Origin of the sequence: Paracoccus aminovorans, from assembly GCF_001546115.1 — a bacterium.
In the GTDB taxonomy this organism is placed as follows: Bacteria; Pseudomonadota; Alphaproteobacteria; order Rhodobacterales; family Rhodobacteraceae; genus Paracoccus; species Paracoccus aminovorans_B.
Map to the genome: position 1 here is coordinate 1,339,115 of NZ_KQ955208.1, position 12,986 is coordinate 1,352,100.

Below are 12,986 nucleotides of genomic sequence, written 5' to 3' on the forward strand. Positions count from 1 at the left end.
CCGGGTCAGGTCAGAACAGAACCGGCTCGTCCTCGGCCGGGGCATACATGTTGATTTCCATGCCGCAGGCGATTTCCGTCAGCGCGGGTTTGGTCCAGGCCATATAGATCTCCTCCTCCAGTTCACCGCATGTCGCGGTCCCTTGAATGCTAGGCCGGTCCGCCGGCCAGTCAACGCGCCAAAGGTCGTAGATGACCGCCCCCGCCCCGCGGTGCTAGGCTGCGCGCGAAAGGATGCGGGCCATGTTTCACCTGATCCTCAGCGCCTGCCTCGCGGCGCAGCCGGGGGTATGCGAGGGCCGGCTTCTGCCGGCGGGCGACGCGCCCGCGCGCGAGGCCTGCGAAGCGGGCGCGGCGGCGATCGCGCGCGACTGGCTGGCACGCCATCCCGACCTGACCCCGGGCGAAGGCGGCACCCGCTGCGTCGAGACGGCCGAGCTGCCGGCGCTGTCCATGCAGGAAATCGCCGCCGGCGTGCATCTGCACCAGGGCGCCATGGACCAGCTTTCGCCGCAGAATCGCGGCCGGATCGCCAATTCCGGCTTCATCGTCGGCGACACGGTGGCGGTCATCGACAGCGGCGGCAGCCGGGCCGAGGGCGAGGCGCTTTACGCCGCGATCCGCCAGGCCACCGACCTGCCCGTCAGCCACCTGATCCTGACCCACATGCACCCCGACCACATCCTGGGCGCCGAGGTCTTTGCCGAGGCCGGCGCCACCGTTGTCGCCGACGCCCGCCTGCCGCAGGCGGTGGCGCTGCGGGCCGAGGCCTGGATGATCTCGGTGCCGCGCCAGATCGGGGCGGGGAATTTCGCCGGCACCCGCATCGCCGCCGTCGATCATCCGGTGACGGCCCCAGAAACGATCTCGCTGGGCGGGCGCGACTTGCGGCTGGTGCCGGTGCCGCCCGCCCATACCGACAGCGACCTGACCGTGCTGGACCAGGACAGCGGCACGCTGTTCGCGGGCGATCTGGTGTTCCTGGGGCTGACGCCCTCGCTCGACGGCTCGCTGGCGGGCTGGCTGGGCTGGCTGGACACACCGCCCGACCCGGCCCCCGCGCGCATCGTGCCCGGCCATGGCCCCGTGACCGAGCTGTGGGAGGACGCCACCGCGCCCGAGCGGCAATACCTGACCGCGCTGCGCGATGCCGCGCGGCAGGCGATTGCCCGCGGGCTGGCGCTGTCCGCCGCGATTCCCGCCATCGTGCAGGCGATGCGGCCGTTCTCGGAAGGCTGGGCCGATTTCCAGGCCGTCACCGCGCGCAATGCCGCCACGGCCTTCGCCGAGCTGGAATGGGAATAGATTGCCTCGCCCGCGCCCCGATGCCACAACTATGCCGAGCGCATCGGGAGGAAGGTCATGGCACCTCGGCACGGTTTCATCGCAGCGGCGCTCGCCGCCCTGCTGCTGGTCGGAAACGCACAGGCGCAGGAGGCGCCGGTGCCCGAGCGGCGGCTGTCGCTGCAGGCCGACACCGACCTGCCCGGCGGCGACCTGGGCCCGATCTTCGACACCACGCTGCAAGCCTGCGTGCAGGCCTGCGTCGCGAACGACGCCTGCACCGCGCTGACCTATAACGAACGCGCCCGCGCCTGTTTTCCCAAGGGCGAAGGCACCGGCGCCGCCGCGGGCTTCGTCGGCGCGATCTCGGGCCATGTCGTGACGTTGGACAGCGAAGCGCGGCTGCGCGCGCAGTCCCGCGCCGCCGCCGCCCCCTTCATCGCGCCGCAGGACCTGAGCCAGGCGCAGGCGCAGGCGCGTTCCTTTCCGGCGCTGCACCCGCCGATGGCCGACTATCCGCAGGGCAGCGCACAAGCGGCCGAGAGCGGCGGCGACCTGGCGCTGGCCGCCCGCATCACCGCCTCCGAGGCCGCGCGCTATGACCGGGCCGAGGACTGGACCAATCTCGCGCGGCTGACGCTTTACACCGGCGACCAGAACGACAGCGACGCCTCGAACGCGGTCGCCGCGATGGCGATCAACGGCTATCTGCGCGCGGGCCAGGATGCCATCGCCGGCCGCGCGCTGTCCTGGCTGGCCATGGCCTGGGAGCGCCAGGGCCGGGGCCGCGATGCGCTGGCGGCGCTGCGGCTGGCGGCGAAACTGTCGCCCGCCGACAGCGAGATCGCCTCGGCGCTGGAGGAATCCGAGGCCCGCAACGGGTTCCGCGTCACCGACACCCAGGTCGAATCCGAAGGCAAGACGCCGCGCTTCTGCGCCGTCATGTCGCGCGGGCTGTCGACCAGCACCGATTACGCGCCCTTCCTGCGCCTGCCCGGCCGCGACCTGACGGTCGAGGCCAATGACGACCGGCTTTGCGTCGCCGGGCTGACCCACGGCCAGGAGGTCGAGTTGACGTTGCGCGCCGGCCTGCCCTCGGCCGATGGCGAGGTGCTGGCCCGCGACGTGACGCTCAAGGGCTATGTCCGCGACCGCAGCCCCGAGGTCCGCTTCCCCGGCCGCGCCTATGTGCTGCCCGCCTCGGGCGACCAGCGGCTGTCGATGGTCACGGTCAATGCCGATGTCATCGACCTGCGCCTGCTGCGCATCTCGGACCGCAACCTGATCCGCGCCATGGCCGAGGACATGTTCGCGACCCCGCTCGACAGCTGGCAGAGCAACTATTTCAGCGACAGCATGGCGCGCGAGATCTGGAAGGGCACGGCCACGGTCGCCAAGCCCGTGGGCCAGGACGGCCTGAACCGGGAACTGACCACCAGCCTCGCCATCCCGGCCGAGGCCGGCCCGCTGGAGCCCGGCATCTATATCGTCGAGGCCGGCGTCGCGACCGAGAACGCCTCGGACAGCGGGCTGGCGACGCAATGGTTCGTGATCTCGGATTTCGGGATTTCCACCTTCAGTGGCACCGACGGGCTGACCGTGGCGGTGCGCAGCCTGAACGACACCGCGCCCAAGGTCGGGGCCGAGGTGGCGCTGGTCAGCCGCTCGAACGACGTGCTGGCCAAGGCTGCGACCGACGACCAGGGCATCGCGCATTTCGCCCCGGGCCTGGCGCTTGGCAGGGACGGCGCGGCGCCGGCGCTGGTCACCGTCACCGACTGGCAAGGCGAGGGCGCCGCGCGCGCGCCGCGCGACATGGCCTTCCTGTCGCTGTCGGATCCCGAATTCGACCTGTCGGATCGCGGCGTCGAGGGCCAGCCTCCGGCGCCGCCGATCGACCTGTTCCTGACCACCGACCGCGGCGCCTATCGCGTCGGCGAGACGGTGAACGCCACCGTGCTGGCCCGCGACGCCGAATCGCGCGCCTTGCCGGACTTGCCGCTGACCGCGGTGATCCTGCGCCCCGACGGGGTGGAACAGACCCGGATGCCGGCGACCCCCGCCGGCGCCGGCGGCAGCGTGGTCGCCTGGGCCATCCCCGGCAACGCCCCGCGCGGCACCTGGCGGCTGGAGCTGCGCACCGAGGCCGACGGACCGGCCCTGGCCACGGCCCGCCTGCTGGTCGAGGATTTCCTGCCGGAACGCATCGACTTCACCCCGAAACTGCCCGCAGGCCCGGCCCGCGCCGGCGGCGAGCTGGCGCTGAGCCTGAACGCGCATTGGCTGTTCGGCGCGCCGGCCGCGAACCTGCCGGTCGAGGGCAGCCTGCGCCTGGCCCCGACCCGCGCGCTGGCCGGTTTCGACGGCTATGTCTTCGGGCGCGAGGATGACGACACCTCGCCCGTCACGGACAGCCTGCCGCCCGGCCAGACCGATGCGCAGGGCCATTACCAGGCGCAGATCACCCTGCCCCCCGCCACCGAGCTGGGCCCGCGCCCGTTTGAGGCCGAGGTGGTGCTGGACATCCGCGAAGGCGCCGGCCGCCCGGTCGAGCGCGTGGAATCCCGCGTGGTCATGCCCGAGGCGCCGGTGATCGGCATCAAGCCGCTGTTCGAGGGCGACACCGTGGCCGAAGGCGCGGAGGCGCGTTTCGCGCTGCTCGCGGTCGGCCCCGACCTGAAGCCGGCCGCCGCCCCGGTGCGCTGGGTGCTGAACCGCATCGACACCGACTACCAATGGTATTCGCTGGGCGGGCAATGGAACTGGGAGGCGATCACCACCCGCACCCGTGTCGATGAAGGCGTGGCCGAGCCGGGCGAGGCCCCGGCCGAGATCGCCGGTGCCGTCGAATGGGGCCAGTACGAGCTGGTGGCCGAGCCGGCATCTGGCCAGGGCGGGCAAAGCTCGACGCAATTCTATGCCGGCTGGGGCGCAGTGGCGAATGCCGGCACACAGACGCCTGACCGCTTGCAGGTGGTGCTGGACAAGCCCGCCTATCGCAGCGGCGACACCGCCCGGGTCAAGGTTCAGGCGCTGGCCGACGGGCTGGGCCTGGTCTCGGTGCTGTCGAACCGGCTGGTGTCCATGCAGACCGTGGCGCTGAAGGCCGGCGAGAACAGCCTGGAGCTGCCGGTGACCGACGCCTGGGGCGCCGGGGTCTATGTCACCGTCAGCGCCATCCGTCCGCTGGGCGAGGCCAAGGCCGAACGCACCCCGGTGCGGGCGCTGGGCCTGGCGCATGCCGCCGTCGATCCGGGCGAGCGCAAGCTGGCCGCCAGCATCGCGGCACCGGCCGAGACCCGCCCGCGCGGCGTGATCCCGGTCACGCTGAAGGTCGATGGCGCGGCGGGCGAGACGGTGCAGGCCACCATCGCCGCCGTCGACCAGGGCATCCTGAACCTGACCGGCTTCCAGCCGCCGAACCCTTCCGACCATTACTTCGGCCAGCGCCGGCTGGGGGTGGGGCTGCACGACCTTTATGGCCGGCTGATCCTGTCCAGCGGCGCCCCGGACGGCGCGCTGCGGACCGGCGGCGACGCCATGCAGGCCACGGCCGAGGCGCCGCCGCCGACCGAAAAGCTGATGAGCTGGTTTTCCGGCCCCGTGACGGTGGCTGCGGACGGCACCGCGACCGTCGAGGTGCCGGTGGGCGACTTCAACGGCGAGGTGCGGGTCATGGCCGTGGTCTGGTCCGACAAGGGCGTGGGCCAGGCCGATGCAAGCGTGCTGGTGCGCGATCCGGTGGTGATGACCGTGACCGCGCCGGCCTTCCTTGCGCCCGGCGACCAGGCGCAGGTCGGGCTGCGGCTGACCCATGCCTCGGGGCCGGCGGGCGAGATCAGGCTGGCGGTCGAGCAGGTCGGCGGCGCCGTGCCGCTGACCACGACCCTGGCGCAGGACAGCGTGACCCTGGCCGAGAAGGCCGAGGCGCAGGTCCAGATGCCGGTCACGGCCGGCGAGGCCCTGGGCCATGCCGATCTGCGCCTGACCCTGACCACGCCCGACGGCCAGGCGCTGACCAAGGACATCACCATCCCCGTGGCGCTGAACGAAGCCGACATCCAGCGCCAGGACCGCATCCTGGTCGAGCCGGGGCAGAGCATCGCCGTGCCGCCGACGCTGACCGAAGGCATGCTGCCCGGCGCGCTGCTGACGGCGGCGGTCGGGCCTTACGCGCGGCTGGACGTGGCGGGCGCGCTGGCGCGGCTCTCGCGCTATCCCTATGGCTGTACCGAGCAGCTGACCTCGGGCGCGATGCCGCTGCTGTATCTGCCGAGCCTTGCCGCGCTGGAGGGCGTGGACGGCGGCGACACCGGCGAGCAGGTGCAGAATGCGATCACCCAGATCCTGACCCGGCAGGGCAGCAATGGCGGCTTCGGCCTGTGGTCTGCCGATTCGGGCGACCTGTGGCTGGAAGCCTATGTCACCGACTTCCTGTCGCGCGCTCGCGCGGCGGGCTATCAGGTGCCGGACACCGGCTTCCGGCTGGCGGTGGACAATCTGAGGAACCGCGCCAATTACGCCACCGAACCCGGCGCCGCCTCGGCCGAGGAGAACGCCGCGTTGGCCTATGCGCTGGCGGTGCTGGCGCGCGAGCGGGCGGCGACGGTGGGCGATCTGCGCTATTACGCCGATACGGCGGCGGGGTCGTTCTCGACGCCGATGGGCGCGGCGAACCTGGGCGCGGCGCTGGCCTCATACGGCGACCAGGGCCGGGCCGACCGCATGTTCTCCCAGGCGCGGAACCTTCTGAACCTGGGCGCGCCCGAGCCGCAGGTCTTCCGCGCCGACTATGGCACGCGGCTGCGCGACGCGACGGCGGTGCTGGCCCTGGCGGCCGAGGCGAAAAGCCGGGCAGTGGACGAGACCGACCTGACCAGCCGCATCGCGGAGCAGATTCAGCGGGCCGAGGAGGACGGCCGCAGCCTGTCCACGCAGGAATCGCTCTGGACGGTGATGGCGGCGCAGGCGCTGGCGCAATCGGTGCCGCCGGCGGCGCTGAACGGCGTGGCGCTGACCCAGCCGATCACCAGCCTGTCCGATGCCGACGCGAGCCTGGCCAACAACGGCGAGCAGGCGCTGGAAGTGACGCTGACCGCCACCGGCAAGCCCCGGGGCCAGGTGGCGGCGGGCGGCAAGGGCTACAGCATCGCCCGGCGCTATTACAGCATGGAGGGCGAGGCGCTGGACCCTGCCTCGGTCAAGCAGGGCACCCGCATGGTGGTAGAGCTGGAGGTGACGCCGCAATCCGAGGGCGGCGGCCGGCTGGTCATCGCAGATCCGCTGCCGGCGGGATGGGAGATCGACAACCCGAACCTGCTGCGGGCGGGCGATGTCTCGGCGCTGGACTGGCTGGAGGGCGAGAGTTCGGCCGAGATGACCGAATTCCGCGCCGACCGGTTCGCGGCGGCGCTGACCTGGACCTCGGCCGAGAGCTTCCGGCTGGCCTATATCGTCCGCGCGGTGACGCCCGGGCAGTTCCGCCACCCGGCCGCCAGCGTCGAGGACATGTATCGCCCCGAATTCCGCGCCTGGAGCGACGGCGGCAACGTGACCGTCACGCCCTGAGGACGGCGCGGCGGCGGTGGCGCCGTCGCGTGGGTATTTGGGGAGCAAAGAAGACCGGGCGGGGCGACCGGCGCGGCCTGGCGTCGCGCCGGGAAAGCATTGCTTGCCGGATGGCCGTCCGCGCGCAATAATCCCGCGACCGACAGGGAAGGGAGGAGACCTTGCCCGAACGCCATGAGGATCGCGTCGCCTCGGCCTCGCAATCGCCGGGGGCGGTGACGCGGCTGGCCGCCAGCTGGCGCCGCTCGATGGTCAAGCACGGGCTGGACCCGGCCCGCCCGCCGCAGCTGCGCCGCCTGACCGCGCGCGAACTGGCCGAGCGGCGCGGGCGGCTGGACGAATTCATCGCCGTGGCCCGGCCGCAGCTGGACCAGCTGTTCCAGCTGGTCTGCCCGACCGGCTGCAACGTGCTGCTGACCGATGCCACCGGCATCGTGCTGGAACAGCGCGCCAATGCCGCCGATGCCGGGGTGTTCCGCGACTGGGGGCTGTGCGCCGGTACCGACTGGTCGGAACAGGCCGAGGGCACCAATGGCATCGGCACCTGCCTGGCCGAGGGCCGCCAGGTCACCATCCACCGCGACGAGCATTTCTATACCCGCAACACCGGCCTGTCCTGCATGGACGCGCCGATCTGGGGCCCGGACGGGCGGCTGATCGCGGCGCTGGACGTGAGCTCGGCGCGCTCGGACCATACCGAGCGCTGGAACGCGCTGATCGCGGCGCAGGTCGCCCATAGCGCGCGCGCCATCGAGGCCGCCTTCTTCCGCGTCAGCTTCCCCGGCGCGCGCATCATCGCCGCCCAGGCCGAGGGGGCCGAGGATGCGACGCTGCTCATTGCCGTGGACAAGGACGACCTGGCCATCGGCGCCAACCGCGCCGCCCGCCGCGCCTTTGGCCTGGAGCGCGAGGGCCGGCTGCGCCCGCGCCCGGCCTCGGACCTGCTGGGCCGCGACGACGAGGCCACCGGCTTCGAGAAGGCCGAGCGTGCCGCGGTGATTCGCGCCCTGGCGCGGGCCGAGGGCAATGTCTCGGCCGCCGCGCGCGCGCTGGGGGTCGGGCGCGCGACGCTCTATCGCCGCATGCAGCGGCTGGGGATCTCGGAAAATCCGGGGCGACTGTCTCGGCCCTGAAACACATTCGGCGGAGGGCCGCGGCTGCGGCGTTGATTTGCGGGGCGCGACGGCCCACCCTTCTGGACGAACCGGCTGGAGGAGCCGGGTTGACAGGAGGAAACGATGCCGAACGACCAGACGCATGACTTCAAGGGCGTGAACGTCCTGCCCTTCGCCAAGCGCTATGACAACTATATCGGCGGCACCTGGGTCGCGCCGAAATCCGGCAAGTATTTCACCAACACCACGCCCATCACCGGCGCCGAGATCGGCGAGATCGCCCGCTCGAACGCCGATGACATCGAGGCGGCGCTGGACGCCGCCCATGCCGCCAAGGACAAATGGGGCCATACCGCCCCGGCCGAACGCAGCAACATCCTGCTGCGCATCGCCGACCGCATGGAGCAGAACCTGGAGCTGCTCGCCACCGCCGAAACCTGGGACAACGGCAAGCCGATCCGCGAGACCATGGCCGCCGACGTGCCGCTGGCCATCGACCATTTCCGCTACTTCGCCGGCGTGCTGCGGTCGCAGGAAGGCAGCATCTCGGAGATCGACAGCGAAACCATCGCCTATCACTTCCACGAGCCGCTGGGCGTCGTCGGCCAGATCATCCCGTGGAACTTTCCGCTGCTGATGGCCTGCTGGAAGCTGGCGCCCGCGCTGGCGGCCGGCAACTGCGTCGTCATCAAGCCCGCCGAGCAGACCCCGGCCAGCATCATGGTCTGGATCGACCTGATCGGCGACCTGCTGCCGCCGGGCGTGCTGAACGTCGTGAACGGCTTCGGGCTGGAGGCCGGCAAGCCGCTGGCCTCGAACCCGCGCATCGCCAAGATCGCCTTTACCGGCGAGACCTCGACCGGCCGGCTGATCATGCAATACGCGGCCGAGAACCTGATCCCGGTCACGCTGGAGTTGGGCGGCAAGTCGCCGAACATCTTCTTCGCCGACGTGGCGCGCGAGGATGACGACTTCTTCGACAAGGCGCTGGAAGGCTTCGCCATGTTCGCGCTGAACCAAGGCGAGGTCTGCACCTGCCCGTCGCGCGTGCTGATCCAGGAATCGATCTATGACCGCTTCATGGAGCGCGCGGTGAAACGGGTCGAGGCGATCAAGCAGGGCGACCCGCGCGATGCCGCGACCATGATCGGCGCCCAGGCCTCGAGCGAGCAGAAGGAAAAGATCCTGAGCTATCTCGACATCGGCAAGAAGGAAGGCGCCGAGGTGCTGACCGGCGGTGCCGCCGCCGACCTGGGCGGCGAGCTGTCGGGCGGCTTCTATATCCAGCCGACCATCTTCCGCGGCCACAACAAGATGCGGATCTTCCAGGAGGAAATCTTCGGCCCGGTGGTGTCGGTGACCACCTTCAAGGACGAGGCCGAGGCGCTGTCCATCGCCAATGACACGCTCTATGGCCTCGGCTCGGGCGTGTGGTCGCGCGATGCCAATACCTGCTTCCGCATGGGGCGCGGCATCAAGGCCGGCCGGGTCTGGACCAACTGCTATCACGCCTATCCGGCCCATGCGGCATTCGGCGGCTACAAGCAGTCGGGCATCGGCCGCGAGACGCACAAGATGATGCTGGACCACTACCAGCAGACCAAGAACATGCTGGTCAGCTACTCGCCGAAGAAGCTGGGCTTCTTCTAAGGCAGACGGGCACCAGCCTGACAGGGCGCGCGCCGAGGTCGCGCGCGCCCGCTTCCTCCCCACCCTTCCCAAAAGTCATTTCAAGGAGACCTTCATGGCTAAAACCATGAAAGCCGCCGTCGTGCGCGAATTCGGCAAGCCCCTGACCATCGACGAGGTGCCGATCCCCGAACCGGGTCCCGGCATGATCCAGGTCAAGATCGCGGCCTCGGGCGTCTGCCACACCGACCTGCATGCCGCCGAGGGCGACTGGCCGGTCAAGCCCAATCCGCCCTTCATTCCGGGGCATGAGGGCGTCGGTTACGTCTCGGCGGTGGGCGCCGGCGTGCGCCATGTCAAAGAGGGCGACCGCGTCGGCGTGCCGTGGCTTTACACCGCCTGCGGCTATTGCCGGCATTGCCTGGGCGGCTGGGAAACGCTGTGCGAAAGCCAGCAGAACACCGGCTATTCGGTGAACGGCGGCTTTGCCGATTATGTCGTGGCCGATCCGAATTATGTCGGCCACCTGCCCAAAAGCGTGGATTTCCTGGAAATCGCCCCGGTGCTCTGTGCGGGCGTCACGGTCTATAAAGGGCTGAAGGTCACGGATACCAAGCCGGGCGACTGGGTGGTGATTTCCGGCATCGGCGGGCTGGGTCACATGGCGGTGCAATATGCCAAGGCCATGGGGCTGAACGTCGCCGCCGTGGACATCGACGATGCCAAGCTGGAACTGGCGCGCAAGCTGGGCGCGACGCTGACCGTGAACGCGGCGACCGACCCCGATCCGGCCGGCACCATCCGGCGCCAGACCGACGGCGGCGCGCGCGGCGCGCTGGTCACCGCCGTCGGCCGCAAGGCGTTCGAGCAGGCCATCGGCATGGTCGGGCGCGGCGGCACGGTGGCGCTGAACGGGCTGCCGCCGGGCGACTTCCCGCTGGACATCTTCGGCATGGTGCTGAACGGTATCACGGTGCGCGGCTCGATCGTGGGCACCCGGCTGGACCTGCAGGAATCGCTGGACTTCGCCGCCGAAGGCAAGGTCAAGGCGACCATCCAGACCGCCCGGCTGGAAGACATCAACGACATCTTCGCGCAGATGCACAAGGGCCAGATCGAGGGCCGCATGGTGCTGGACATGACCGCCTAGAAAGGACGCGAGCCGATGGACAAGGAACTGGACCAGGTCGAGGCGACCCCGGCGGCGCTGGAGCTTCTGGCGGAGATCGTGGCCGAACACGGCCCGGTCCTGTTCCACCAGTCCGGCGGCTGCTGCGACGGCTCCTCGCCGATGTGCTATCCGCAAGGCGAATTCCGCATCAGCGAACGCGACGTGAAGCTGGGCGAGATCGGCGGCATGCCGTTCTACATCTCGGCCAGCCAATACGAGGCATGGAAGCACACCATCCTGACCATCGACGTCGTCCCGGGCCGGGGCGGCATGTTCAGCCTGGACAACGGGCGCGAGAAACGCTTTCTCGTGCGGTCGGACATCTGCCGGACCTGACCGCGCGGGCGCGGGCGCACGGGCCTCCCCCAAGATTTCCGTGCGCCCCCGTCCCCCTTTTCGCCCTTCAGGCGCGGATCTGGCGCGCCTCGCCCAGCAGCATGATCGGGATGCCGTCGCGGATCGGAAAGGCCAGCCCCGCCGCCTCCGAGATCAGCTCCTGCGCCGCCGCGTCATAGCGCAGCCCGGCATGGGTGACGGGGCAGACCAGCGCCTCGAGCATGTGGCGGTCGAAGCCGCGTTCGGTCGTGGTGTCTTCGCTCACTGGATCGTCTCCTCGTTGTCGCCGCCGTGCAGGGCATATTCCAGCAACCCGTCCAGCAACTGGCGGCGCCCGGCCAGGGTCTGGCATTCCAGAAGGGCCTGCTTTTCCTCGGGCGCCAGCGGCAGCAGCATCGCCATGGAATTCACCAGCGTCTCGTCATCGGTCGCCTCGGCGGATTCCCAGTCGGTGGACAGGCCGCGCTGCTCCATATAGCGGCCCAGCCGGGCCATGAATTCGGCGCGGTGAAAGCCCCGGTCCTGCTCCGGCTCGGGGCTGAGATCCGAGGCATAGTCCGCCCAGTCCACCTGCCCGCGCAGATAGGGGGTGAAGCCCGGCCGCAGCTCGATCAGCCGGAAGCGCGAGATCGCCTTCAGCGAGATCATCAGCCGGCCGTCGTCCAGTTCGGAAAAGGCGACGATGCGCCCGGCGCAGCCGACCTGCGCCAAGGCGTCGAGCCCGGCCGCCGCCGGCTGGATCATGCCGATCAGCCGCGAGGGCGTCTTCAGCACGTCCTCGACCATCTGCAGATAGCGCGGCTCGAAGATCTGCAACGGCAACCGGGTGCGCGGCATCAGCACCGCACCGGGCAGCGGAAACAGCGCGATGACCTCGTTCAGGCCGATGCCGCGCGACATGTCAGGCGAAGATCAGCGAGGACAGCCGGCGCCGGCCCTTCTGCGCCAGCGGATCGGTGGGCTTCAGCGCATCGAAGATGGTCAGCAGCTGCGCCTTGGCGGCGCCGTCGTTCCAGTCGCGGTCGCGGCGGAAGGCGTCCAGAAGCTGGTCGATGGCCTCCTCGACCTGGCCGGCGGCATGCAGCGCGGTGGCATAGTCCAGCCGCGCCTGCTGGTCGGCGGGATCGGCCTCGACCTTGGCGCGCAGCTCGTCCAGCGGGCCGGCATTGGCGGCCTGCCGGGCCAGCTGCAACTGCGCGCGCGCGGCCTCGACGGGGGCGGCGCCGGCAACGGCGGTCGGCACCCGGGCCAGTTCCTGCTCGGCCCGGGCGGTGTCGCCCGCCGCCACCAGGGCGCGGATCAGCCCGCCCCAGGCCACGGCATTCTCGGGCTCTTCCTCGGCGATGGCGGCAAAGGTCTCGGCCGCGTCCTCGGCGGCGCCCTCGGTCAGCATGGCCTCGGCCGCGTCCAGCGCCTCGGCCAGCCCGCCGTCATCGCCGCCCATCGCGGCCAGCTTCTCGACGAACTGCTTGACCTGGCTCTGCGGCACCGCGCCCTGGAAGGCGTCGACCGGCTGGCCCTGGAAGAAGGCATAGACCGTCGGGATCGACTGCACGCGCAGCTGGCCGGCGATCATCTGGTTCTCGTCCACATTGACCTTGGCCATGCGGACGCGGCCCTTGTGGCGGGCGACCTCGGCCTCCAGCTGCGGGCCAAGCGTCTTGCAGGGGCCGCACCAGGGCGCCCAGAAATCGACGATGACCGGCACCGTCATCGAGGCGTCGATGACATCGGCCATGAAGGTCGCCTCGGTCACGTCCTTGATGATGTCGGCGGGGGCTTTGTCGGCGGGGGCTTGGCCAAGCTCGAGCATCGGGGTTCCTCTTGCGAATGGGTTGCCTTCTAGATGGAGCAGCGACCGGGGCGATGCAAGCCGCCTCGCAG

At 70.6% G+C, this 12,986-nt stretch carries 10 protein-coding genes; 6 read left to right on the plus strand and 4 right to left on the minus strand.

Annotated elements, in window-relative coordinates:
* Positions 1–10: 10 nt before the first annotated feature.
* Complete coding sequence (gene pqqA / locus ASV56_RS06940; protein WP_017998684.1) at positions 11–103, minus strand: pyrroloquinoline quinone precursor peptide PqqA; 93 nt, start codon at positions 101–103, stop codon at positions 11–13.
* A gap of 139 nt (positions 104–242) precedes the next feature.
* Between pqqA and ASV56_RS06945 the strand changes: the two genes are divergently transcribed.
* The 6 genes from ASV56_RS06945 to ASV56_RS06970 all read left to right on the plus strand — a co-directional run bounded on the left by ASV56_RS06945 (position 243) and on the right by ASV56_RS06970 (position 11,102).
* Positions 243–1,304 (plus strand): quinoprotein relay system zinc metallohydrolase 2, encoded by a 1,062-nt coding sequence (locus ASV56_RS06945; RefSeq protein WP_062561337.1) that lies wholly within the window; start codon positions 243–245, stop codon positions 1,302–1,304.
* A 57-nt stretch (positions 1,305–1,361) separates the two neighbouring features.
* Positions 1,362–6,851, plus strand: coding sequence for an alpha-2-macroglobulin family protein (locus tag ASV56_RS06950; protein ID WP_062561338.1), 5,490 nt, complete (start codon positions 1,362–1,364; stop codon positions 6,849–6,851).
* A gap of 161 nt (positions 6,852–7,012) precedes the next feature.
* Positions 7,013–7,984, plus strand: coding sequence for a helix-turn-helix domain-containing protein (locus tag ASV56_RS06955; RefSeq protein ID WP_062561339.1), 972 nt, complete (start codon positions 7,013–7,015; stop codon positions 7,982–7,984).
* A gap of 105 nt (positions 7,985–8,089) precedes the next feature.
* Positions 8,090–9,616 (plus strand): aldehyde dehydrogenase, encoded by a 1,527-nt coding sequence (gene adh / locus ASV56_RS06960; protein ID WP_062561340.1) that lies wholly within the window; start codon positions 8,090–8,092, stop codon positions 9,614–9,616.
* Positions 9,617–9,710: 94 nt separating this feature from the next.
* Positions 9,711–10,745: an alcohol dehydrogenase AdhP gene (gene adhP / locus ASV56_RS06965; protein ID WP_062561341.1), complete on the plus strand. Its 1,035-nt coding sequence runs from the start codon at positions 9,711–9,713 to the stop codon at positions 10,743–10,745.
* A 15-nt stretch (positions 10,746–10,760) separates the two neighbouring features.
* Complete coding sequence (locus tag ASV56_RS06970; protein WP_062561342.1) at positions 10,761–11,102, plus strand: DUF779 domain-containing protein; 342 nt, start codon at positions 10,761–10,763, stop codon at positions 11,100–11,102.
* Positions 11,103–11,169: 67 nt separating this feature from the next.
* Here ASV56_RS06970 and ASV56_RS06975 read toward each other — a convergent pair whose 3' ends face one another.
* From ASV56_RS06975 to ASV56_RS06985, 3 genes are read right to left on the minus strand one after another with little or no spacing between them, the layout of a single operon-like run.
* Positions 11,170–11,325, minus strand: coding sequence for a Trm112 family protein (locus tag ASV56_RS06975; protein ID WP_082724811.1), 156 nt, complete (start codon positions 11,323–11,325; stop codon positions 11,170–11,172).
* Between the two features lie 38 nt (positions 11,326–11,363).
* Entirely contained in the window at positions 11,364–12,002 is a 639-nt protein-coding gene (locus tag ASV56_RS06980) for an LON peptidase substrate-binding domain-containing protein (RefSeq protein WP_062561344.1), read from the minus strand.
* A gap of 1 nt (position 12,003) precedes the next feature.
* Positions 12,004–12,915 (minus strand): thioredoxin family protein, encoded by a 912-nt coding sequence (locus tag ASV56_RS06985; RefSeq protein ID WP_062561345.1) that lies wholly within the window; start codon positions 12,913–12,915, stop codon positions 12,004–12,006.
* Between the last annotated feature and the right edge of the window lie 71 nt (positions 12,916–12,986).